Below are 23,079 nucleotides of genomic sequence, written 5' to 3'. Positions count from 1 at the left end.
GCGTCCCCCGAGGGGGCGCCGGCCTCGTCGTCTCGTGCGGGGGTCGCGCGGGTAGGACCGTCCCGTGAACTGGACGTGGGACCTGCGCAGCCGCGACGGCGGCATGAACGGCCTGGACTTCTGCCGGGCCCTGACCGCCGGCGGCTTCTCCCGCGTGCTCGTGCACGCCGCGCCCGCCCGCCTGGCCGTGCGGGTCACCGCCGACGACGACACCGTCGTGGCCCGTGGCGACGTCGACCGCGACGGCGACTACTCCCCCGTCACGCTGCTCGAGCTGGCCGCCGGCGGCCTGCAACGCAGCGAGGTGTGGCCCGACGAGGGTCACCTGGGCCTGCCGGTGCTGCTGCCCGGCGGGGAGGTCGGCGTCCTGCTGCGCTGGGAGCACACGCCCGACCGCAGCTGGTGGCGCTGGGCGGTGGAGTTCTCCAACCACCGCGGGCGCCCGGCCGACTGGGCGCCCGAGGGGCAGTCGCTGCAGCGCTGAGCACACGACAGCGGCCCGGCACCCCGTGAGGGGTACCGGGCCGCTGCTCAGGTGGTGATCACCTCACCGCCGCGGGGTCACCGCTGCGGGCCGACGCCCTGGTCGTTGAGGCCCTGCAGGATCCGCGAGGACTCCTCGAACCCGATGACGACGATCGCGTCGGGGTTGAAGTCGGTCATCTGCTGGACCTCGGCGTCGAAGTTCGCCGCCTGCGGGTCGTACGTCACGCTGACGATGTCGTCCTCGGAGAGGCCGGCACTGACCAGGTTGTTCAGCGTGTTCTCCGCCAGGCCCGTGCCGTAGGGGTCGTTGAGCGCGAGGATCCCCACGGTGTTGTTGCCGTCGGCGATGATCAGGTCCGCGAGGGCGCGGGCCTGCAGCGTGTCCGGCGGGGCGGTGCGGAAGTACAGCCCGTTGTCGTTGTAGTTCGTGAACTGGTCGGACGTGTTCGCCGGCGAGAACTGCAGGACACCGGCGCCGGTGATGGCGTCGATGACCGTCAGGCTCACGCCGGAGGACGCCGCACCGATGATCGCGTTCACACCGGACTGCAGCAGGCGGTCCACGGTCTGGGTGGCGGTGTCCGTGGAGGCGTCACCGGAGTCACCCTCGACGAGCTGGACCGGCTGGCCCAGGACGCCGCCGGCGGCGTTGATGTCGTTGACCGCCAGCTTGGCGCCGGCGACCTCCGGCGGGCCGAGGAAGGCCAGGTTGCCGGTCAGCGGCAGCAGGGTGCCGATGACCAGCGGGCCGCCGGTCGTGCCGGGCGGCGCGTAGGCCGGGCCCTCGTCGGTGGTGGCGTTGGCCTCGTCACCGGCGATGACGTACTCGGTGGCGTCACTGTCCAGCGCGTTGTCGTCGCCGAACTGCAGCAGGCCGAAGCTGGCCGCCGCGGGCTCCCCGGCGTCGGTGAAGGCCAGCGGGCCGGAGATGCCGTCGTAGTCGACGTTGCCGCCGTTGTTGATGATCTCCAGGCACGCGGCGAAGTCGGTGCACTTGTCGCCGCCGGTGGTGATCCCGTTGACGTACGCCTTGAAGGTGTTGGCGTCGTTGGTGCCGGCGGCCTGCGCGGCGAGCGCCGTGACGATCACCGCGTCGTAGGTCTCACCCGCGTAGTTGTAGTCCTGCAGGTTGGGGTCCACCTCGAGCAGCCGGTCGGTGAACTCCGGGCCCAGCTCGGTGAGGGGCGTGGTGCCGCTCATGCCGGCCAGGGAGCCCTGCTCGGTGAAGTCCTCACCGAGGGCGTTGCCCATGTTGCCGTCGGTGCCGTAGATGTTGACCTGCTTCTCGCCGCCGCCCGAGGCGTCGCCGCCCGAGCCGCTGCCACCGTCGTCGCCGCCACCGCAGGCGGTGAGGGCGACGAGCGCGGCGGAGGTGACGGCGATGCTGCGGGCGTAGGTACGCGTGCGCATCCAGCAACTCCCAGTTGTCGTACGTCGGTCCGGCGGGCCCCGGACGTGCCGGGGCCCCGTCAGTCCGGTGAACGTAACTGCTGGGTGCGGGGATGGATGCGGGACCGTGGAGACCGTGATGGGGTCGTGACCTGGCCTGTTCCGGTCGGGTTACGCGTTCCCCCGGGAGGGTGCACCCTCCGCAGACGCCTCGTCCGTGGCGAGGATCCGCTCGGCGAGCGCCTTCATCGACGTCCGCTCGTTCATGGCCGTGCGCTGGATCCAGCGGAACGCCTCGGCCTCGGTCATCCCCTGCTCGGCCATGAGCCGGCCCTTCGCCTTCTCCACGACCTTGCGGGCCTCGAGCCGCTCCTCGAGGGTGCGCACCTCGCCGTCGAGCGCGGCGATCTCGGTGAACCGGGCGCGGGCCACCTCGATGGCCGGCACGAGGTCGTTCTTGGAGAACGGCTTGACCAGGTAGGCCATGGCGCCGGCGTCGCGGGCCCGCTCGACCAGCTCGCGCTGGCTGAAGGCGGTGAGCACGATGACCGGCGCGATCCGCGCCGACGCGATCTGCTCGGCGGCCGCCAGACCGTCGAGGACCGGCATCTGGATGTCGAGGATGACCAGGTCCGGCGTCAGCTCCCGGGCCCGGTCGACGGCGGTCTGCCCGTCCCCGGCCTCGGCGACGACGACGTACCCCTCCTCCTCCAGCATCTCCTTGAGGTCGAGGCGGATGAGGGCCTCGTCCTCGGCGATGAGGACCCGGGTCGGCTCGCTGCTCACGCGGAGGAGCCTAGCGACGACGGCTGGGAGTGGCGTCCCGGTTAGGCTGACCGGGTCGTGACCTCGGTCGCGGCGCCTGCCCCCGTACCCCAATCGGCAGAGGGAGCGGATTCAAAACCCGCGCAGTGTGCGTTCGAGTCGCACCGGGGGCACCGTGCCGGACCGTCGTCCTCCGGACGACGACCGCGGCCGGGTGCCGTCCCCGCCGCCGCGGAGCCCTCCCCGGCGCTCGTCGCGGGGCGGCTCACGTGATCGTCGCGGCAGCGCCATACGGTGTCGGGGTGAGCGAGCCCGTGCCCCACATGACCCCCGAGCAGTTCCGGCAGCACGGTCACGAGGTGGTCGACTGGATCGCCGACTACTGGGCGCGCATCGAGTCCTTCCCCGTCCGCTCGCGGGTCGCCCCCGGCGACGTCCGCGCGGCGCTCCCGCCGTCGGCGCCCGAGCGGGGCGAGCCCTTCTCCGCCGTCCTCGCCGACCTCGAGCAGGTCGTCCTGCCGGGCGTCACGCACTGGCAGCACCCGGGCTTCCTCGCCTACTTCCCGGCCAACACCTCCGGCCCCTCGGTGCTCGGCGACCTGCTCTCGGCGGGCCTGGGCGTCCAGGGCATGTCGTGGGTGACCAGCCCGGCGGCCACCGAGCTCGAGCAGCACGTCCTGGACTGGCTGGCCGACCTGCTCGGGCTGCCGGAGGCGTTCCGCTCGACGGGCAGCGGGGGCGGGGTCGTCCAGGACTCGAGCTCGGGGGCCAACCTGGTCGCCCTGCTCGCGGCGCTGCACCGGGCCAGCGGCGGGGCCACCGTCCGGCACGGGGTGGTGCCCGAGGAGTACACGGTCTACGTCTCCTCCGAGACCCACTCGTCGATGGAGAAGGCCGTCCGGATCGCCGGGCTCGGCACCGACGCGATCCGGGTCGTGGAGGTCGACGGCGACCTGGCGATGCGCCCGGCGGCGCTGGCCGCCCGGCTGGCGCGCGACACCGCCCGCGGGCTGAAGCCGGTGCTGGTGTGCGCCACGGTCGGGACGACGTCGACGACCGCGGTGGACCCGCTGGCCGAGATCGGGCCCGTCTGCCGCCGGTACGGCGCCTGGCTGCACGTCGACGCCGCGTACGCGGGCGTGAGCGCCGTCGCCCCCGAGCTGCGGCACCTGCAGGCCGGCGTCGAGGAGGCCGACAGCTACACCACCGACGCGCACAAGTGGCTGCTCACCGGCTTCGACGCGACGCTGTTCTGGGTCGCCGACCGGGCGGCGCTCACCGGCGCGCTGTCGATCCTCCCCGAGTACCTGCGCAACGCCGCCACCGAGGCCGGCGCGGTCGTCGACTACCGCGACTGGCAGATCGAGCTGGGCCGCCGGTTCCGCGCGCTCAAGCTGTGGACCGTGCTGCGCTGGTACGGCGCCGAGGGGCTGCGCGCGCACGTCCGGTCCGGCGTCGCGCTGGCGCAGGAGCTCGCCGGCTGGGCCGACGCCGACGACCGCTTCGACGTCGCCACCCCGCACCCGCTGTCCCTGGTGTGCCTGCGGCCGCGCTGGCCGGCCGACGTCGACGCCGACGTCGCGACCATGACGCTGCTGGAGCGGCTCAACGACGGCGGCGAGGTCTACCTGACCCACACGACCGTGCGCGGCGCGGTGGTGCTGCGGGTGGCGATCGGCGCGCCGGCGACGACGCGGGCGCACGTCGAGCGGGCCTGGGCGCTGCTGTGCGAGGGCCACGACTGGCTGGCCGCCGACTTCGCCGAGCAGGCCGCCGAGCGCGCCCGCGCTGAGGCCGCGCGCAAGGAGGCCGAGCGGCGGGCGGCCGAGGAGGAGGCGGCCCGGCGGCACGCCGCCGGGCAGGCAGCGGGGCAGGCGGCGGTGCAGGAGACCCCGGAGGAGACCCCGGACGAGAGTCCGGCCGGGGCGGAGCCGGCCGAGGTCGTGCCGGCTACTCCCCCAGTGACCGGATGAGCCCCTCCTGGGCCACCGTGGCCACGTGCCGGCCCTCGGCGGTCCAGATGCTGCCGAAGCACAGTGCGCGGCCCTCGGAGGCGGCCGGGCTGTCGGTCTCGTAGAGGAACCACTCGTCGGCGCGGAACGGCGCGTGGAACCAGACGGCGTGGTCGAGGCTGGCGCCGACGTAGCGCCCGCCCCACCCGCCGCCGACCCGTGCGAGCCCGGCGGACAGCAGCGTCAGGTCGCTGACGAAGGTCAGCGCCGCGGCCTGCACCCCGGCGTCGTCGGGGAGCCGGCCGGCCACCCGGAACCAGGCGTGCGACTGGGTGGCCGGCGGGGTCTTCGGCTCCGGCGCGAACGGGTTGACCAGCGGCCGCTGCTCCACGGCCCGGCTGATCTCCAGCGCGGGCGCGGCCAGGTCGCCGTGGCCGGCGGCGTGGTCGGCCAGCGACAGCAGCTCCTCGGGCCGCGGCACCTCCGGCATCGGCCGGGAGTGCGCGACGACGCCCGGCTCGCCGGCGTGGAAGTCCGCCGTCAGCGCGAAGACGGCGACGTCCTCACCGCGCCGGGTCTGGCAGGCGATGACCCGGCGGGTGGAGAAGGACCGCCCGTCGCGGATCCGCTCGACGGTGTAGCGCAGCTCCTCGTGCGGGTCACCCGGCCGCAGGAAGTAGGAGTGCAACGAGTGCACGCCCCGGCCGGCCGCCACCGTGCGCGTGGCCGCCATGAGCGCCTGCCCGGCCACCTGCCCGCCGAAGATGCGCTGCAGCGTGGTGGTCGGGGTCTGCCCCACGAACACGTCGGGCGAGCGCTCCTCGAGGTCGAGGACGCTCATCAGAGCGGCGGCCTGGGTCCCGCCGCCGGTCACGAGTCGGTGCCGACTTCGTGCACCCGGATGAGGTTGGTCGACCCGACCGTGTTCGGCGGGCTGCCCGCGACGACGACGACGCGGTCGCCGACCCGGAGCCGGCCGATGGACAGCAGCGAGAAGTCCACCTGCTCGACCATGTCGTCGGTGTGCTGCACCGAGGGCACCAGGAAGGTCTCCACGCCCCAGGACAGCGCCAGCTGGCTGCGGACCCGGCCGTCGACGGTGAAGGCCAGCAGCGGCTGGCGGGGGTGCAGCGCGGCCAGCCGGCGGGTGGTCTCGCCGGTCTGGGTGAAGGTGCACAGCGCCTTGACGTCGAGCGCCTCGCCGATGTCCCGGGCCGCGCGGACGATCGCGCCGGAGCGGGACCGGGACCGGCGGGTGATCTCCGGGGCGCGCGCGTCGGAGCTCTCGACGGCGTCGATGATCCGCTCCATCGTGCGCACCGCGGCGATCGGGTAGCGGCCCACCGAGGTCTCGCCGGAGAGCATCACCGCGTCGGCACCGTCGAGGACGGCGTTGGCGACGTCGGAGGCCTCGGCGCGGGTAGGCCGCGAGTTGGTGATCATCGACTCGAGCATCTGGGTGGCGACGATGACCGGCTTGTTGCGCTCGCGGGCGGCCTGCACGGCGCGCTTCTGCACCAGCGGCACCTGCTCGAGCGGCAGCTCCACGCCGAGGTCGCCGCGGGCCACCATGACCCCGTCGAAGGCCTCGACGATCGCCTCGAGGTTGGCCACCGCCTCGGGCTTCTCCAGCTTGGCGATCACCGGGACGTGCACGTCCTCCTGGCGCATGATGTCGCGCACCAGCTCGACGTCGCTGGGCGAGCGGACGAACGACAGCGCGACGAAGTCGACCGACAGGTGCAGGGCGAAGCGGAGGTCCTCCTCGTCCTTCTCCGACAGCGCGGGCACGCTCACGGCGACGCCGGGCAGCGACAGGCCCTTGTTGTTGGAGACCTCGCCGCCCTCGACGACCAGGCACCAGACGTCGGGCCCGTCGACGGAGACGACCGAGAGGGCGAGCTTGCCGTCGTCGACCAGCAGCCGGTCGCCGACGCGGGCGTCGTTGGCCAGGCCCTTGTAGGTGGTCGAGACGCGCTCGGCGGTGCCCTCGACGTCGTCGACGGTGATGCAGACGCGGCTGCCGGTGGCCCAGTGGACCGGGCCGTCGGCGAACGTGCCCAGGCGGATCTTGGGGCCCTGCAGGTCGGCCAGGACGGCGACGGCGCGGCCGGTTCGGTCGGAGGCCTGGCGCACGTGGATGTACGCCTTCTCGTGGTCGGCGTGCGCCCCGTGGCTGAAGTTGAGCCGGGCGACGTCCATCCCCGACTCGACCAGGGCGGTGATCTGCTCGAGGGAGCTGGTGGCCGGGCCCAGGGTGCAGACGATCTTCGCGCGGCGGGACATGGGACAGACGCTAGTGCGCCGCCTCCGGCGGAACGGACGGGGGCCGGGTCCTCGGGGTGTCGCGAGGACCCGGCCCCTGGTCGGTCCGACGAGCGGGGGCCCGGAGGGTCCCCCGAGGAGGACTCTCGTGCAGGGCTCCGCCCGGTCGGGACGGCACCTGGTGGCGGTGTCGTCCGGAGGACGACAGTGTTACCGCAGCGCCACGGTTACCGCAGCGCCACGGCGGTCGGCGTGACCGGGCGGGGCAGCATGGAGCTGCCGGTCAGCCAGGAGTCGACCGCACCGGCGGCGGCGCGGCCCTCGGCGATGGCCCACACGATCAGCGACTGGCCGCGGCCGGCGTCGCCGGCCACGAACACGCCGGGCACGGTGGACATGAACTCGCCGTCACGGACGACGTTCCCGCGCCCGTCGACGTCGAGGCCCAGCGCCTCGACCAGGCCCTCGCGCTGCACGCCGGTGAAGCCCATGGCCAGCAGGACCAGCTGGGCGGGCAGCTCGCGCTCGGTGCCCTCGACCTTCTGGAACCGGCCGTCGACCCGCTCCACCTCGTGGATGACCAGGGCGCGCACGCGGCCCTCGTCGTCGCCGAGGAAGCGCTCGGTGTTGACCGAGTACAGCCGCTCGCCGCCCTCCTCGTGCGCCGAGGAGACCCGCATGATCATCGGGTAGGTCGGCCAGGGGTTGCCCTCGGCCCGCTTGTCCGGCGGCGCGGGCATGATCTCCAGCTGGGTGACCGAGCGGGCGCCCTGCCGGTGCGAGGTGCCCAGGCAGTCCGCGCCGGTGTCACCGCCGCCGATGATGACGACGTCCTTGCCCTTCGCCGTGATCGGCGGGTCGTCCAGCTCGCCGAGCGCCTGCCGGTTGCCGAAGGGCAGGAACTCCATCGCGAGGTGGATGCCGTCCAGCTCACGCCCGGGGGCGGGCAGGTCGCGGCCGACGGTGGCGCCCGCGGCGACCACGACGGCGTCGTACTCCCCGCGCAGCCGCTCGGCCGACAGGTCGTCCTCCCCCGGGCCGCCGACCTCGACGCCCGTGACGAAACGGGTGCCCTCGGCGCGCATCTGGTCCAGCCGCCGGTCCAGGACGGCCTTCTCCATCTTGAACTCGGGGATGCCGTACCGGAGCAGGCCGCCGACGCGGTCGGACCGCTCGTAGACGGTGACGTCGTGCCCGGCGCGGGTGAGCTGCTGGGCGGCGGCCAGGCCCGCCGGCCCGGACCCGACGACGGCGACCTTCTTGCCGGTGCGCTCGGCCGGGGCCTGCGGCTCGACGTGGCCCCGCTCGAAGGCCTGGTCGATGATCTCCCACTCGATCTGCTTGATCGTGACCGGCGAGTCCTGCAGGTTCAGCACGCAGGCGCCCTCGCAGGGGGCCGGGCACAGCTTCCCGGTGAACTCCGGGAAGTTGTTGGTCGCGTGCAGCCGCTCGATCGCGTCGCGCCAGTCGTCCCGGCGGGCGAGGTCGTTCCACTCCGGGATCAGGTTGCCCAGCGGGCAGCCGTGGTGGCAGAACGGGATGCCGCAGTCCATGCACCGCGCGGCCTGCTGGCGCAGCGCGGCGACCGGGTAGACGCCGTCCTCCCCGTTCTGCCGGGAGAGGTAGACGTCCTTCCAGTCGAGGATGCGGACGTCGACCGGCCGCCGGGGCGGCAGCGCCCGCTCGTACTTCAGGAACCCCGTGGAGTCAGCCACGTGCGGCCTCCATCACTGCTCGATCCACATCCGTGCCGGCGGCCTCGGCGGCGCGCCGGGCCTCGAGGGCGCGACGGTAGTCGCGCGGCATGATCACGCTGAACTGCTCGGACCAGCGGCCCCAGTCGGCCAGCAGGGCCGCCGCGACCGGCGACTCGGTCTCGGTGTGGTACCGGACCAGCACGTCGCGCAGCCACTGCGCGGACTCGCCGTCCAGCGCCTCGACGTCGACCATCTCGGTGTTCACCCGGTGCCGGGCGAGGTCCAGGACGTACCCGACGCCGCCGGACATGCCGGCCGCGACGTTGCGGCCGGTGGGCCCGAGGACCACCGCGCGGCCGCCGGTCATGTACTCCAGCGCGTGGTCGCCGGCGCCCTCGACGACGGCCAGCGCGCCGGAGTTGCGGACGCAGAACCGCTCGCCGACCCGCCCGCGGAGGAAGATCTCCCCGCTGGTGGCGCCGTAACCGATGACGTTGCCGGCGATGACGTTGTCCTCGGCGGCGAAGGTCGCCTCGGGCGCCGGGCGGACCACGATCCGCCCGCCGGACAGGCCCTTGCCGACGTAGTCGTTGGCGTCGCCGAGCAGCCGCATGGTGATGCCGCGCGGCACGAAGGCGCCGAAGGACTGGCCGGCCGACCCGGTGAAGGTCAGGTCGATCGTGCCGTCGGGCAGGCCCTCGCCGCCGAAGCGGCGGGTGACCATCGAGCCGAGCATCGTGCCGACCGTGCGGTTGACGTTGCGCACCGGCAGCTCCAGGCGCACCGGCCGCGCGTCGAGCAGCGCCCCCTCGCACAGCTGGATCAGCGTCTGGTCCAGGGCGACGTCGAGGCCGTGGTCCTGGGTGCGGACCGCCCGGCGGGACGCGCCCTCGGGCAGCTCGGGCTGGGCGAGCATCGGCGAGAGGTCCAGGCCGCTGGCCTTCCAGTGGTCCACCGCGCGCCGGGTGTCGAGCAGCTCGGTGTGGCCGACGGCCTCGTCGACCGAGCGGAAGCCCAGCTCGGCGAGGTACTGCCGGACCTGCTCGGCGAGGAACTCGAAGAAGGTGACGACGAACTCCGGCCGCCCGGTGAACCGCTTGCGCAGCTCCGGGTTCTGGGTGGCGACGCCGACCGGGCAGGTGTCCAGGTGGCAGACCCGCATCATGATGCAGCCGGAGACCACCAGCGGAGCGGTGGCGAAGCCGTACTCCTCGGCGCCCAGCAGCATCGCGACGAGCACGTCGCGGCCGGTCTTCATCTGGCCGTCGGCCTGCACCACGATCCGGTCGCGCAGGCCGTTGGCCAGCAGCGTCTGCTGGGTCTCGGCCAGGCCCAGCTCCCACGGCGAGCCGGCGTGCTTGAGCGAGGTCAGCGGGGCGGCGCCGGTGCCGCCGTCGTGCCCGGAGATCAGGACGACGTCGGCGTGTGCCTTGCTGACGCCGGCCGCGACCGTCCCGACCCCGACCTCGGCGACCAGCTTGACGTTGACCCGCGCCTCGGTGTTCGCGTTCTTGAGGTCGTGGATGAGCTGCTTGAGGTCCTCGATCGAGTAGATGTCGTGGTGCGGCGGCGGGCTGATCAGGCCGACGCCCGGCGTCGAGTGCCGGGTGCGGGCCACCCACGGGTAGACCTTGCCGCCGGGCAGCTGACCGCCCTCGCCGGGCTTGGCGCCCTGCGCCATCTTGATCTGGATGTCGTCGGAGTTGACCAGGTACTCGCTGGTCACGCCGAAGCGGCCGCTGGCCACCTGCTTGATCGCCGAGCGGCGCAGGTCGCCGTTCGGGTCGGGCACGTAGCGGTCGGGGTCCTCGCCGCCCTCACCGGTGTTCGACTTGCCGCCGAGCCGGTTCATGGCGATGGCGAGGGTCTCGTGCGCCTCCTGCGAGATGGAGCCGTAGCTCATCGCGCCGGTCTGGAAGCGCTTGACGATCTCGCCGGCCGGCTCGACCTCCTCGAGCGGCACGGGCGGGCGCACGCCCTTCTTGATCTCGAACAGGCCGCGCAGCGTCGCGGCCTCCTCCGACAGCGCGTCGACGGTGTCGGTGTAGCGCTGGAACACCTCGAACTGCCGCGAGCGGGTGGCGTGCTGGAGCAGGAACACCGTCTCGGGGTTGAACAGGTGCACCTCGCCCTCGCGGCGCCACTGGTACTCGCCGCCGGTCTCCAGCCGCCGGTGCGCGCGCTCGGTGGGGTTCTCCGGGTAGGCGCGCCGGTGCCGCATGGCGACCTCCTCGGCGAGGACGTCCATGCCGACGCCGCCGAGGGGACAGGAGGTGCCGGTGAAGTACTCGTCGACGACGTCCTGGGACAGGCCGACGGCCTCGAAGATCTGCGCCATCGTGTACGAGCCGACGGTGCTGATGCCCATCTTGCTCATGACCTTGAGGACGCCCTTGCCGAGCGCCTTGACGACGTTGCGCACCGCCTGGGCGGGCTGCACGCCGGTGAGGACGCCGTCGCGGATGAGGTCCTCGATGGACTCGAACGCCAGGTAGGGGTTGACCGCGGCCGCGCCGTAGCCGAGCAGCAGCGCGACGTGGTGCACCTCGCGGCAGTCGCCGGACTCGACGACCAGGCCGACCTCCATGCGGGTGCGCTCGCGCACCAGGTGGTGGTGGACGGCGGCGGTCATGAGCAGCGACGGGATCGGCGCGCGCTTCTCGTCGCAGTCGCGGTCGGACAGCACGATGACCCGCGCGCCGGCCGCGATCGCCTTGCTGACCTTGTTCCGCAGCTCCTCGACCGCCTGCACCAGCGCGGGGCCGCCGCCGGTGACGTCGAAGTGGCCGGTGATCCGGACGGCGGCGAAGCCGGGCAGGTCGCCGTCGTCGTCGATGTGCAGGATCTTGGCCAGCTCGTCGTTGTCGATGACCGGGTAGGGCAGGTACACCTGCCGGCAGGAGGCCGGGGTGGCCGTGAGCAGGTTCTGCTCGGGGCCGAAGGTCCGCCCGAGGCTGGTCACCAGCTCCTCGCGGATGGCGTCCAGCGGCGGGTTGGTCACCTGGGCGAACAGCTGCCCGAAGTAGTCGTAGAGCTGCCGCGAGCGGTCCGACAGCGCCGCGATCGGGGTGTCGGTGCCCATGGAGCCGATCGGCTCGGCGCCGGTGGCGGCCATCGGCGTGAGCAGGACGCGCAGCTCCTCCTCGGTGTAGCCGAACAGCTGCTGGCGGCGCACCACCGACTCGTGGCTGGGCCGCGCGCGCCGCCGCTCGGGCAGCGAGGGCAGGTGCACCAGGCCGGCGTGCAGCCAGTCCTCGTAGGGGTGCTCGGCGGCCAGGGCGCCCTTGACGTCCTCGTCGGAGACGATCCGCCCGGAGGCGGTGTCGACGAGGAACATCCGGCCCGGCTGCAGCCGGCCCTTGGCGACGACGTCACCGGCCGGGATGTCGAGGACGCCGGCCTCGCTGGCCAGGACGACGAGGTCGTCCCTGGTGTGCCACCAGCGGCCCGGGCGCAGGCCGTTGCGGTCGAGGACGGCGCCGATGAGCGTGCCGTCGGTGAACGCGACGCAGGCCGGCCCGTCCCAGGGCTCCATGATCGAGGAGTGGAACCGGTAGAAGGCCCGGCGGGCCGGGTCCATCTCGTCGTGGTTCTCCCACGCCTCCGGGATCATCATCAGCACCGCGTGCGGCAGCGAGCGGCCCGACAGGTGCAGCAGCTCGAGCACCTCGTCGAAGGTGGCCGAGTCGCTGAAGTCGCTCGCGGTGACCGGGAAGACCCGGTCCAGGCCGAGCTCGGCGGCCGGGCCGGCGGGGCCGTCGAACAGCTCGGTCTCGAGCTTGGCCTCGCGGGCGCGCATCCGGTTGCGGTTGCCCTTGATGGTGTTGATCTCGCCGTTGTGGGCGATGAACCGGAACGGGTGCGCCAGCGGCCAGCTCGGGAAGGTGTTGGTGGAGAACCGGCTGTGCACCAGCGCGATCGCCGACTCGTAGCGCTCGTCGCGCAGGTCGGGGAAGAACGCGGGCAGCTGGTCGGTGGTCAGCATCCCCTTGTAGGTGATGGTGCGGCTGGACAGCGAGACGACGTACAGGGAGCTGCCGGTCTCGCGGGCCTCCCGCTCGGCGCGCTTGCGCAGCACGAACGAGCGCCGCTCCAGCCGGGTGACGCCGTTGACCTCGCGCGGGCCGCCGAAGGCCGCGGCGTCGGCGCGGGCGCCCATCGTCTCGGCGACGAACAGCTGCCCGAAGTGCGGCATGACCGCGCGGGCGGTGGGGCCGAGGTCGGCGCCGTCGGGGTCGACCGGCACGTCGCGCCAGCCGAGGACGGTCAGCCCCTCCTCGGCGGCGATCCGCTCGACGTCGGCGTAGCGGGCGGCCCGCTCCTGCTCGTCGACCGGGAGGAAGGCGACGCCGACGGAGTACTCGCCCAGCGGGGGCAGGTCGAAGTCGACGCTGGCCCGCAGCAGCGCGTCGGGCACCTGGGTCAGGATGCCGGCGCCGTCACCGGAGTTGGGCTCGGAGCCGGCGGCACCCCGGTGGTCGAGGTTGTGCAGCGCGGTCAGGCCCGCGGCCACGATCGCGCGCGAGCGGCGGCCCCGGGCGTCGGCCACGAAGGCGACGCCGCAGGCGTCCGAGTCGTTCGCCGGGTCGTAGAGACCGGAGGCCGGCGGGGTGGCCGAGAACGGCACGGCCGAGCCGGCGGTGGTGCGGGGGGCGGGGGTGCGGGACCCGGACATGATCACTCCCGTCGTCGGCCTGCGCGCGGTCCCCGGGAGGACGTCGCGGGGCATGGGGCCCGGCCGGTGGTCAGAGGGTGCGGTGCACGGAAGCAGTGGAGGACAGCGGAGCCGGCGACCGGCCGGGACACGGTGGCCCGGACAGGCTGAGGACCGGCGGCCCCGCGGGTGGTTGCGCGGGGTCGTCGTCCCGCGGGGCAGCGCTGGCCCGGTTACGACGCGAGTGACCCCCCGGGATCACCGGCTGGTCTGGACAGGAGGGTACACAGCCGTAACACCGGGCTCATCGGCGCAAACCGATCCGTCGGCGCGTCCTCTCAGGTCGTGCCCGGCGCGTCGTGAGACCGGTCACCCCGCCGTTCCTCGGCGGGCACGTCGGTGCTGGTCGGGGCCTCGCCGGCGGTGCCGGCGTCGGCGGCGGGGGTGTCGTCGTCGTCACGTCCGCCGGCGGTGGCCCGGTCGAGGACCTCCCGGGGGCGGCCGCGCTGCCAGACCATGTAGGCCACGGCGAGCAGGCCCACCACGATGCTCGTGAACACGTTGATCCGGACGCCGAGGAAGCGGTTGGCGTCGTCGATGCGCAGCAGCTCGATCCACAGCCGGCCGGCGCAGTACAGCGCGACGTAGAGCGCGAACGCGCGGCCGTGGGACAGCCGGAACCGGCGGTCGGCCCACACGACGACGGCGGCCGCGGCGAGGTTCCACAGCAGCTCGTAGAGGAACGCCGGGTGGAAGGTGGCGAACGCCTCGTAGCCGTCGGGCCGGTGCGCCGCGTCGATCTCCAGGGCCCAGGGCAGCGTGGTGGGCCGGCCGAACAGCTCCTGGTTGAACCAGTTGCCCAGCCGGCCGACCGCCTGGGCCACCAGCAGGCCGGGGGCGATGGCGTCGCCGAAGGCCGGCAGCGGGATGCCGCGGCGGCGGCAGGCGATCCAGGCGCCGACGCCGCCGAGGGCGATGGCGCCCCAGATGCCGAGGCCGCCCTCCCAGATGGCGAACGCCCGCAGCGGGTCGCCGCCCTCCCCGAAGTACGGCTGCGGCGTGGTGACCACGTGGTAGAGCCGGCCGCCGAGGATGCCGAAGGGCACCGCCCACATCGCGATGTCGAGCACCTCGCCGGGCCGGCCGCCGCGGGCCACCCAGCGCTTCTCGGCGATCCAGCAGGCCGCGACGATGCCGGCGACGATGCACAGCGCGTAGGCGCGCAGCGGGAACGGCCCGAGGTGCCACACCCCCTGGGCCGGGCTCGGGATGCTCGCGAGGACCGTCACGGCACGGCCACCCGGCGGCGCACGCCCGCGGCGAGCTCCTCCGACAGCCGGCGCACGCCGTCGGCGCCCCGGCTCTCGAGCAGCTCCCGCACGTAGGCCGACCCGACGATGACGCCGTCGGCGAAGCCCGCCACCTCGGCGGCCTGGTCGCCGTTCGAGACGCCCAGGCCGACGCACACCGGGACGTCGGTGACCGCGCGGGTGCGGGCGACCAGGCGCTCGGCGGCGTCGCCGACGGTGGCGCGGGTGCCGGTGACGCCCATCGTGGACGCGGCGTAGACGAACCCGCGGCAGGCCGCGGTGGTCGACGCCAGCCGCGCGTCGGTGGACGACGGCGCGACGAGGAACACCCGGTCCAGGTCGTGCTCCTCCGACGCCGCCAGCCAGGCCCCCGCCTCGTCGGGGATGAGGTCGGGCGTGATCGCGCCCGCTCCCCCGGCGGCCGCCAGGTCGGCGGCGAACCGCTCGACGCCGTAGCGCTCGACCGGGTTCCAGTAGCTCATCACCACCGGCACCGCGCCCGCGGCGTCGACCGCCTCGACGGCGCGCAGCACGTCGCGCATGCCGACGCCGGCGCGCACCGCGGGGTCGACCGCCTGCTGGATGACCGGGCCGTCCATTCCGGGGTCGGAGTACGGGACGCCGATCTCCACGACGTCGGCCCCGCCCTCGACCGCCGCGACCATGGCCGCGATCGAGTCGTCCACGCTCGGGTAGCCCACCGGCAGGTAGGCGACCAGCGCCGCGCGGCCCTCGGCGCGGGCGGCGCCGATGCGGTCGGCGAGCCGGCTCACGCCGGGCTCCCCGCGGCCCGGCCGGGCACCGCGTCGCCGGAGGCGACGGCGCCCTCGGTGGGCTGCTGGTCGGTGTCCATGCCGGGGCCGGGGTCGACCTCGTCGCGGTCGCCGAGGCCGAACCAGCGCGAGGCGGTCTCGACGTCCTTGTCGCCGCGGCCGGAGAGGTTGACCAGCAGGAGGGCGTCCGGACCCAGTTCGCTCCCCAACCGCATCGCCCCGGCCAGGGCGTGCGCGGACTCGATCGCCGGGATGATGCCCTCGGTGCGGCACAGCAGCGCGAAGGCCTCCATGGCCTCGGCGTCGGTGACCGGGCGGTACTCGGCGCGGCCGACGTCGTGCAGGAAGCTGTGCTCCGGCCCGACGCCCGGGTAGTCCAGCCCGGCGCTGATCGAGTGCGACTCGATCGTCTGGCCGTTGTCGTCCTGCAGCAGGTAGGAGCGGGCGCCGTGCAGCACGCCCGGGGCTCCCCCGGTGATCGTCGCGGCGTGCCGGCCGGTCTCGACGCCGTCGCCGCCGGCCTCCAGGCCGACCAGGCGGACGCCCTCGTCGGGCACGAACGCGGTGAAGATCCCGATGGCGTTGGAGCCGCCGCCGACACAGGCGAGCACGGCGTCGGGCAGCCGGCCCTCGCGCTCGAGCACCTGGGCGCGGGCCTCGTCGCCGATCACCCGCTGGAAGTCGCGGACCATCGCCGGGAACGGGTGCGGGCCGGCGACGGTGCCGAAGACGTAGTTGGTGGTCTCGACGTTGGTCACCCAGTCGCGGAAGGCCTCGTTGATGGCGTCCTTGAGGGTGCGCGAGCCGGTGCTCACCGGGACCACCTCGGCGCCGAGCAGCCGCATGCGGGCGACGTTGAGCGCCTGCCGGCGGGTGTCCTCCTCGCCCATGTAGATCGTGCAGGACAGGCCCATGAGCGCCGCGGCGGTCGCGGTGGCGACGCCGTGCTGGCCGGCGCCGGTCTCGGCGATGACCCGCTGCTTGCCGATGCGCTTGGTGAGCAGCGCCTGGCCCAGCACGTTGTTGATCTTGTGCGAGCCGGTGTGGTTGAGGTCCTCGCGCTTGAGCAGCACGCGGGCGCCGCCGCAGTGCTCGGCGAAGCGCGGCACCTCGGTGACCGGGCTCGGGCGGCCGGTGTAGTCGCGCTGCAGGGCGGCGAACTCGGCGACGAAGGCGGGGTCGACCCGCATGGCCTCGTAGGCCTCGGTCAGCTCGTCGAGGGCCGCGATCAGCGCCTCGGGGACGAACCGGCCGCCGAAGACGCCGAAGTGACCGGTGGCGTCGGGCCACGCCGGGCGCGCCGGGTCGCTGCGCTGCTCGGGAGGGTGGACGGCACTGGTGGTCATGCCCCCAGTGTCCCGCGCTGCGACGCCGAGGTGGTGCAGGGGGTGGCCCTCCTGCAGGGGCCCGTCGCGAGCGAGCGAGCGGTGGGGGGGCAGGAGGGTCCTTCTTCAGCGGGTCGTGCGGGGCACGGCCGGGTGGGAACCGGCGGTGACCAGGTCGGCGACCGCCTGCCGCGGGTCGCCGGCGGTGACCAGGCCCTCGCCGACCAGGACGGCGTCGGCGCCGGCGGCCGCGTAGGCGATGAGCTCGCGCGGGCCGCGGACGCCGGACTCGGCGACCTTGACCACGCCCGACGGCAGACCGGGCGCGATCCGCTCGAAGGTGCCGAGGTCGACGTCGAGGGTGGTGAGGTCGCGGGCGTTCACGCCGATCACCGAGGCGCCGGCGGCCAGCGCGCGGTCGGCCTCGGCCTCGGTGTGCACCTCTACCAGCGCGGTCATGCCGAGCGACTCGACCCGCTCGAGCAGGCCCAGCAGCGCGTTCTGCTCGAGCGCCGCGACGATCAGCAGGACGACGTCGGCGCCGTGGGCGCGGGCCTCGTGCACCTGGTAGCTGCTGACCACGAAGTCCTTGCACAGCACCGGCACGTCGACGGCGGCGCGGACGGCGGCCAGGTCGGCGTGCGAGCCGCCGAAGCGGCGCCGCTCGGTGAGGACGCTGATCACCCGCGCACCGCCGGCGGCGTACTGGGCGGCGAGGACGGCGGGGTCGGGGATGTCGGCCAGCGCGCCCTTGCTCGGACTGCGCCGCTTGACCTCCGCGATCACGCCGACGCCGGGCGCGCGCAGCGCGGCCAGGGCGTCGCGGGCGGGGCGGGCGTCGCGGGCGGCGGCCCGCACCTCGGCCAGCGGGGTGGCCGCCTCGCGCGCCGCGACGTCCTCACGGACGCCGGCGACGATGTCGTCGAGGACGGTCACTCCGCCTCCTCGCTGCTGGTCGGCCGGTCCGGTGCCGGTCGGACGGTGGACCCACCCTAGCGACGGCGGCCCGGGGGCCCGGTCGCCGGGTCGCCGGCCGGGCCCGGCGCGGGGTCGCCGGCCGGGTCGTCGGCAGGGTCGTCGGCAGGGTCGGCCGTCGGGTCGTCGCCGCGGTCGAGGGCGCGCCAGGCGTCCAGCGCCCGGTCCTCGTCGGTGCGGGCGCGCGCCGGGGCCGGCGCGGCGGCCGCACCGGCCGCCCGCTCGTAGCGGCGGCCCATGGCCGGCCAGCGGTGGCCGCGCACCGCGACCAGCACCCCGGCGGCCAGCGCGACGACGGCGGCGACCAGGCACAGCACCGGCCAGGCGGCCGCGAGGTCGGCGGTGCGCCGCTCCCCCGGCGCCGCGGTCGTGTCCACCCCGCCGGCCAGCACGCGCACGGCCGACCAGGCCAGCGCCGCCCCCGCCAGCGCCACCAGCACCCCGACCGCCACCCGCCCGGCGCCGCGCACGGCGAGGACGGCGACCGCCGCGGCCAGCAGCAGCAGCCCCGCGGCGGGCACCAGCGGCGCCAGCGACGACCCGGTCAGCGCCTCGGTGACCGGCGGCAGCGGCGGCCGCCGGGTGACCGTGACCGTGGCCCAGGTCTGCCCGCCCGCCGACAGCGCCAGGCCGCCGGCGACCGCGCAGCCGGCGAGCGCCGTCCCCAGCTCCCGCCGGGCGTTCACCGCACCTCCCGCATGCCCTCCGCGGTCGCGATCGCCGAGAGCACCGCGCGCGCCTTGTGCCGGGTCTCGGCCTCCTCGGTGGCGGGGTCGCTGTCGGCGACGATCCCGGCACCGGCCTGGACGTACGCCCGGCCCTGGTGGAGCACCGCGGTGCGGATGGCGATCGCCATGTCCAGGTCCCCGCCGGCGTCGACGTAGCCGACCGTGCCCGCGTACAGCGCCCGCCGGGTGGGCTCCAGCGACTCGATGATCTCCATCGCCCGCGGCTTGGGGGCGCCGGAGACCGTGCCGGCCGGGAAGGTGGCGTCGAAGACGTCGAGCGCGTCGCGGCCGGGCGCCACCTCCCCGCCGACGGTGGACACCAGGTGCATGACGTGGCTGTAGTACTCGATCCGCATGAAGTCGGGCACCTCGACGGTGCCGGGCACGCACACCCGGCCCAGGTCGTTGCGCGCGAGGTCGACGAGCATGACGTGCTCGGCGCGCTCCTTGGGGTCGGCGAGCAGCCCCTCGGCCAGCCGCAGGTCCTCCTCCTCGGTGGCGCCGCGCGGGCGGGTGCCGGCCGGCGGGTGGACGACGGCCGAGCTGCCGGTCACGGTCACCAGCGCCTCCGGCGAGGAGCCGACGACGTCGAAGGGCGTCTCCCGGCCGGCGAAGCGCAGCAGGTACATGTACGGCGAGGGGTTGGTGGCCCGCAGCACCCGGTAGAGGTCGAGCGCGTCGACGTCGGTGTCGGTCTCGAACCGCTGGGCCAGCACGACCTGGAACGCGTCGCCGGCGCGGATGTGCTCGCGCACCGTCTCGACCCCGGCCTCGTACTCCCCCGGCGCCATCGTGCTGCGCACCGGCGGCGGCTCGGCGGGGGTGAACGTGGCCACGCCGGGCGGCACGGCCTTGGTGAGGTCGGCGGCCATGGCGTCCAGGCGGGCGACGGCGTCGTCCCAGGCCGTGTCGGCGTCACCGGACCCGGTCAGGGCGTTGGCGATGAGCAGCACGGTGCCGTCGGTGTGGTCGAGGACGGCGAGGTCGGTGACCAGCGCCAGCGACAGCTCGGGCATGCCGAGGTCGTCGGTGGCGGTGACCGGCAGCCGCTCCAGCCGCCGGACGACGTCGTACCCGAGGTAGCCGACCAGCCCGCCGGCCAGCCGCGGCAGGTCCTCCCGGCGCGGCGAGCGCAGCCGGCGGGCCAGCGTGCGGACCGCGGCCAGCGGGTCCCCGGGCAGGTCGTCGGTGAGCCCGGGCAGCGGGTCGCCGAGCCACAGCGTCCGGCCGTCGCGCTCGGTGAGGACCCCGGCGCTGCGCACGCCGACGAAGCTGTAGCGCGACCAGCGCTTGCCCTGCTCGGCCGACTCGAGCAGCACGGTGCCGGGCCGGTTGCCGGCCAGCTTGCGGTAGATGCCGACGGCGGTCTCGCCGTCGGCCAGCAGCCGCCGGGTGACCGGCACGACCGGCTGGTCGAGCGCGGCGAACGCCTCGCGCGAGGGGCTGGTCTCACCGAGCCGCACGGGTGACCTCCAGGTCGCGGTGGAAGCAGCTGCGCTCGCCGGTGTGGCAGGCCGGGCCCTCCTGGTCGACGAGCAGCAGCAGCGCGTCGCCGTCGCAGTCGAGCCGCACGTCGCGGACCCACTGCCGGTGGCCGGAGGTCTCGCCCTTCACCCAGTACTCCTCGCGGCTGCGCGACCAGTAGGTGGCCCGGCCGGTGGTGAGGGTGCGGTGCAGCGCCTCGTCGTCCATCCAGGCGACCATGAGGACCTCGCCGGTGTCGTGCTGCTGCACGACGGCGGCGACCAGGCCGGCCGGGTCGCGGCGCAGCAGCGCGGCGACGGCGGGGTCGAGGGCGGAGTCGACGGCGGGCACGGCGGGCATGCCGGCGATTCTCCCCCGCCGCCGGGACCGGCCGGGTCAGCGGCCCCGCGCGGTCACCCCGCGGACGGTGCCGCGTCCCCGCCGGCGGCCCACCGGCGGACGGCGCCGGCCAGCAGCAGGCCCAGGCCCACGGCCGGGGCGGCGGCGTAGAACAGCACGCCGACGACGAGCACGCCGGTCGGCTCGAAGCCGGCGAGGTCGGCGAGCGAGGTCAGCCGGACCAGCCAGTAGACGGCGAGGGCGAGCTGCACGCCGAAGCCGGCGAGCAGCGTCGTCCACACCGCCCGGCTGCGCCGGTTGAGCACCAGCACCCCCGCGACGACCAGCAGGACCGCCGAGAGCAGCTGGACCGCCGAGAGCGCCGTGACCTCGGTGACCAGGCCGTACAGGTCGTCGTCGGCCCCGGTGCCGGCGTCGGGGATCGCCGCGAAGACGCCGAACGTGCTGGCCAGCAGCAGCACGTAGGCCGAGGACAGCGCGACGACGGCGGCCTGGACGAAGGCGAGGACCGCCGCGGCGACCACCTGCCCCGGCCGGCGCGGCCGCTGCGGCACCGGCGGGCCGTAGGCCGGCCAGTACGGCGCGGCCGGCCAGCCCGGCGCGTACCCCCCGTACACCGGGGGCGGCGTGACGTACGGGGCGGTGGCCGGCGGGCCCGCGTAGGCCACCGGCTCGGTCCCGGCGGCCGGGTCGGCCCAGGGGCTGCCGGGCGAGCTCACAGGGCCGCCGCCAGGGCCCGGCCGGCGACCCGGCCGGAGAAGAGGCAGCCGCCGAGGAAGGTGCCCTCCAGCGACCGGTAGCCGTGCATGCCGCCGCCGCCGAAGCCGGACGCCTCGCCGGCGGCGTACAGGCCGGGGAACGGCTCGCCGCTGGCCCGCAGCACCCGGCCGGACAGGTCGGTCTCCAGCCCGCCGAGGGTCTTGCGGGTGAGCAGGTTGAGCCGGACGGCGATCAGCGGGCCGGCCGCGGGGTCGAGCAGCCGGTGCGGCGGGGCGACCCGGATGAGCTTGTCGCCGAGGTAGCTGCGGGCGCCGCGGACCGCGGTGAGTTGCAGGTCCTTGGTGAACGGGTGGGCGACCTCACGGTCGCGGGCGGTGACCTCGCGCTCCACGGTCTCCAGCGACACCTCGGGCGCGCCGCCGGTGATGCGGTTCATCCCGGTGACCAGCTCGGGCAGCGACGTCGCCGTCACGAAGTCCTCGCCGCGGTCGAGGAAGGCCTGGACGGGGGCCGAGACGCCGGCCCGGACGCGGCCCAGCAGCAGCCGGACGTCCTTCCCGGTGAGGTCGGGGTTCTGCTCGGAGCCCGACAGCGCGAACTCCTTCTCGACGATCTTCTTCGTCGTCACGAACCAGGTGTGCTCGTACCCGGTCTGCCCGATGTGGGCGAGGGTGCCCAGGGTGTCGAAGCCGGGGAACAGCGGGACCGGCAGCCGCTGCCCGGTCGCGTCCAGCCACAGCGAGGAGGGCCCGGGCAGGATCCGGATGCCGTGCCGCGCCCACACCGGGGAGTGGTTGGCGATCCCCTCGGTGTAGTGCCACATGCGGTCGCGGTTGATGAGGTTGGCGCCGGCGGCCTCGGTGGCCTGGAGCATGAGCCCGTCCACGTGCGCGGGCACGCCGGACAGCAGCCGCTGCGGCGCGGGGCCCAGCCGGGCCGGCCAGTTCTGCCGCACCAGGTCGTGGTTGCCCCCGATGCCGCCGGAGGTGACGACGACGGCCTGCGCGGCGACCTCGAAGTCCCCGACGGCGGTGCGCGAGCTGGCCTCGCCGCGGGCGACGCCGCTGGGCTCGAGCACCTCGCCGCGGACGCCGGTGACCGCGCCGTCGGTGACGACCAGCGAGGTCACCCGGTGCCGGAAGCGCAGCTCGACCAGCCCGCGCTCGACGGCGGCGCGCACCCGGCGGGCGAACGGCTCGACGATGCCGGGGCCGGTGCCCCAGACGATGTGGAACCGGGGCACGGAGTTGCCGTGGCCGTTGGCGGTGTAGCCGCCGCGCTCGGCCCACCCGACGACGGGGAAGAAGCCGACGCCCTGCTCGCGCAGCCAGGCCCGCTTCTCCCCCGCCGCGAACTCCAGGTACGCCTCGGCCCACTGCCGGGGCCAGTGGTCCTCGGCGCGGTCGAAGGCGGCGGTGCCGAACCAGTCCTGGCGGGCCAGCTCCAGCGAGTCGTGGACCCGGAGGCGGCGCTGCTCGGGCGAGTCGACGAGGAACAGCCCGCCGAAGGACCACCACGCCTGCCCGCCGAAGGACGCCTCCGGCTCCTGCTCGACCAGCACCACCCGCCGGCCGGCGTCGGCCAGCTCGGCGGTGGCCACCAGGCCGGCCAGGCCGGACCCCACCACGACGACGTCTGTGTCGATCACGGCGGGCACGCTAGCGGGCGCGGCCGCCGCGGGGGGTCCGCGCCGGCTGCACCGGGGCCGGTGTCGCCCGGGCGGGACGGGTCCACTCCCGGATCGGGCGGCGCACCGTCAGCGCCAGGCAGCCGACCGGGCCGACGAGCAGCGCCAGCGCCCAGCCGACCGACGAGCCGTCGCCGAGGGCGCCGAAGAGCAGGGCCACGCCGAGCAGCAGGAGCAGCGGCAGCACCGCGGCGACCGTGAGCACCAGCCACCCGCGGCCCCGGCCCAGCCACACCAGCGCCGCCCCGGCGACGGCCAGGAGCGCCGGAACGGCGGAGGCGGCCAGGTACCAGCCCCAGCCCGGGGGCAGGCCGTCCCAGAGCAGCCGGCCGAGGTAGAGGTCCTCGGCGGCGACGAGCAGGCCGAACACGGCGGCGAACGGCGCGGTGAGCGGGCGGCCGGCCGCGGGCGGCGGGGCGGTCCGCCGGACGGCCGACGACCTCGCGGGCGCCGCCCGCGGCGAGCGGCGGGTCGTCGTCCGGCGGGGTGGGGACGACGGCATGCCGCGCAGCGTAGGTCCGTTGCCTGG

The 23,079-nt window shown here is 74.9% G+C and carries 18 protein-coding genes and 1 tRNA gene; 3 read left to right on the top strand and 16 right to left on the bottom strand.

The features are described 5' to 3' along the window. Window positions 1-64: 64 nt before the first annotated feature. The gene (locus ACI796_RS07390) at window positions 65-484 is read left to right on the top strand and encodes a DUF7712 family protein (protein ID WP_456940587.1); all 420 of its coding nucleotides are present in this window, start codon (window positions 65-67) and stop codon (window positions 482-484) included. 77 nt (window positions 485-561) lie between these two features. Here ACI796_RS07390 and ACI796_RS07385 read toward each other — a convergent pair whose 3' ends face one another. Next, entirely contained in the window at window positions 562-1,896 is a 1,335-nt protein-coding gene (locus ACI796_RS07385; RefSeq protein WP_456940586.1) for an ABC transporter substrate-binding protein, read from the bottom strand. Between the two features lie 150 nt (window positions 1,897-2,046). Next, window positions 2,047-2,661 carry an ANTAR domain-containing response regulator gene (locus ACI796_RS07380; protein ID WP_456940585.1) on the bottom strand — a complete coding sequence of 205 codons (615 nt, stop codon included), beginning with the start codon at window positions 2,659-2,661 and terminating at the stop codon, window positions 2,047-2,049. A 78-nt stretch (window positions 2,662-2,739) separates the two neighbouring features. On the opposite strand from ACI796_RS07380, the gene ACI796_RS07375 reads away from it, so the two are divergent. Beyond that, window positions 2,740-2,813, top strand: a tRNA-Leu gene (locus ACI796_RS07375). Window positions 2,814-2,942: 129 nt separating this feature from the next. Then, on the top strand, window positions 2,943-4,613 hold the full coding sequence (locus tag ACI796_RS07370) for an aminotransferase class V-fold PLP-dependent enzyme (RefSeq protein ID WP_456940584.1): 1,671 nt from the start codon (window positions 2,943-2,945) through the stop codon (window positions 4,611-4,613). Here ACI796_RS07370 and ACI796_RS07365 read toward each other — a convergent pair. The 14 genes from ACI796_RS07365 to ACI796_RS07300 form a co-directional block, all read right to left on the bottom strand. Then, window positions 4,591-5,433, bottom strand: coding sequence for an acyl-CoA thioesterase (locus ACI796_RS07365; RefSeq protein ID WP_456940583.1), 843 nt, complete (start codon window positions 5,431-5,433; stop codon window positions 4,591-4,593). The two genes, ACI796_RS07370 and ACI796_RS07365, sit on opposite strands and share 23 nt — an antisense overlap. A 29-nt stretch (window positions 5,434-5,462) precedes the next feature. Beyond that, window positions 5,463-6,878, bottom strand: coding sequence for a pyruvate kinase (pyk, locus tag ACI796_RS07360; RefSeq protein ID WP_456940582.1), 1,416 nt, complete (start codon window positions 6,876-6,878; stop codon window positions 5,463-5,465). Window positions 6,879-7,084: 206 nt separating this feature from the next. Further along, the gene (locus tag ACI796_RS07355; protein ID WP_456940581.1) at window positions 7,085-8,572 is read right to left on the bottom strand and encodes a glutamate synthase subunit beta; all 1,488 of its coding nucleotides are present in this window, start codon (window positions 8,570-8,572) and stop codon (window positions 7,085-7,087) included. Then, window positions 8,565-13,229: a glutamate synthase large subunit gene (gene gltB / locus ACI796_RS07350; RefSeq protein ID WP_456940580.1), complete on the bottom strand. Its 4,665-nt coding sequence runs from the start codon at window positions 13,227-13,229 to the stop codon at window positions 8,565-8,567. The genes ACI796_RS07355 and gltB overlap by 8 nt, the downstream gene beginning before the upstream one ends. Before the next feature lie 317 nt (window positions 13,230-13,546). Continuing rightward, window positions 13,547-14,497, bottom strand: coding sequence for a prolipoprotein diacylglyceryl transferase (gene lgt / locus ACI796_RS07345; protein WP_456940579.1), 951 nt, complete (start codon window positions 14,495-14,497; stop codon window positions 13,547-13,549). Next, window positions 14,494-15,291, bottom strand: coding sequence for a tryptophan synthase subunit alpha (gene trpA / locus ACI796_RS07340; protein WP_456940578.1), 798 nt, complete (start codon window positions 15,289-15,291; stop codon window positions 14,494-14,496). Before trpA ends, lgt begins: the two co-directional genes overlap by 4 nt. After that, window positions 15,288-16,637, bottom strand: coding sequence for a tryptophan synthase subunit beta (gene trpB / locus ACI796_RS07335; protein WP_456940577.1), 1,350 nt, complete (start codon window positions 16,635-16,637; stop codon window positions 15,288-15,290). The genes trpA and trpB overlap by 4 nt, the downstream gene beginning before the upstream one ends. A gap of 105 nt (window positions 16,638-16,742) precedes the next feature. Further along, entirely contained in the window at window positions 16,743-17,552 is an 810-nt protein-coding gene (gene trpC / locus ACI796_RS07330) for an indole-3-glycerol phosphate synthase TrpC (protein WP_456940576.1), read from the bottom strand. A 56-nt stretch (window positions 17,553-17,608) separates the two neighbouring features. Then, on the bottom strand, window positions 17,609-18,277 hold the full coding sequence (locus tag ACI796_RS07325; RefSeq protein WP_456940575.1) for a Trp biosynthesis-associated membrane protein: 669 nt from the start codon (window positions 18,275-18,277) through the stop codon (window positions 17,609-17,611). Next, entirely contained in the window at window positions 18,274-19,782 is a 1,509-nt protein-coding gene (locus tag ACI796_RS07320) for an anthranilate synthase component I (RefSeq protein WP_456940574.1), read from the bottom strand. The genes ACI796_RS07325 and ACI796_RS07320 overlap by 4 nt, the downstream gene beginning before the upstream one ends. Next, window positions 19,769-20,143, bottom strand: a complete 375-nt coding sequence (hisI, locus tag ACI796_RS07315) for a phosphoribosyl-AMP cyclohydrolase (protein ID WP_456940573.1) — start codon at window positions 20,141-20,143, stop codon at window positions 19,769-19,771. The genes ACI796_RS07320 and hisI overlap by 14 nt, the downstream gene beginning before the upstream one ends. A gap of 53 nt (window positions 20,144-20,196) precedes the next feature. Further along, window positions 20,197-20,862: a hypothetical protein gene (locus ACI796_RS07310; RefSeq protein WP_456940572.1), complete on the bottom strand. Its 666-nt coding sequence runs from the start codon at window positions 20,860-20,862 to the stop codon at window positions 20,197-20,199. Next, window positions 20,859-22,511: an FAD-binding dehydrogenase gene (locus tag ACI796_RS07305; protein ID WP_456940571.1), complete on the bottom strand. Its 1,653-nt coding sequence runs from the start codon at window positions 22,509-22,511 to the stop codon at window positions 20,859-20,861. Before ACI796_RS07305 ends, ACI796_RS07310 begins: the two co-directional genes overlap by 4 nt. 10 nt (window positions 22,512-22,521) lie before the next feature. Then, window positions 22,522-23,052 carry a hypothetical protein gene (locus ACI796_RS07300; protein ID WP_456940570.1) on the bottom strand — a complete coding sequence of 177 codons (531 nt, stop codon included), beginning with the start codon at window positions 23,050-23,052 and terminating at the stop codon, window positions 22,522-22,524. Window positions 23,053-23,079: the final 27 nt, after the last annotated feature.

This window comes from Geodermatophilus sp. SYSU D00525, from assembly GCF_054050475.1.
Note: the sequence above shows the minus strand (reverse complement) of the source record. Positions and strands in the feature narration are given on the sequence as shown.

What these genes read in the sequence shown, in the direction of transcription:
- ACI796_RS07385 (WP_456940586.1), bottom strand. Translation starts at nt 1,896, where the DNA reads ATGCGCACGCGTACCTACGCCCGCAGCATCGCCGTCACCTCCGCCGCG.
- ACI796_RS07365 (WP_456940583.1), bottom strand. Translation starts at nt 5,433, where the DNA reads ATGAGCGTCCTCGACCTCGAGGAGCGCTCGCCCGACGTGTTCGTGGGG.
- pyk (WP_456940582.1), bottom strand. Translation starts at nt 6,878, where the DNA reads ATGTCCCGCCGCGCGAAGATCGTCTGCACCCTGGGCCCGGCCACCAGC.
- gltB (WP_456940580.1), bottom strand. Translation starts at nt 13,229, where the DNA reads ATGTCCGGGTCCCGCACCCCCGCCCCCCGCACCACCGCCGGCTCGGCC.
- trpB (WP_456940577.1), bottom strand. Translation starts at nt 16,637, where the DNA reads ATGACCACCAGTGCCGTCCACCCTCCCGAGCAGCGCAGCGACCCGGCG.
- hisI (WP_456940573.1), bottom strand. Translation starts at nt 20,143, where the DNA reads ATGCCCGCCGTGCCCGCCGTCGACTCCGCCCTCGACCCCGCCGTCGCC.
- ACI796_RS07300 (WP_456940570.1), bottom strand. Translation starts at nt 23,052, where the DNA reads ATGCCGTCGTCCCCACCCCGCCGGACGACGACCCGCCGCTCGCCGCGG.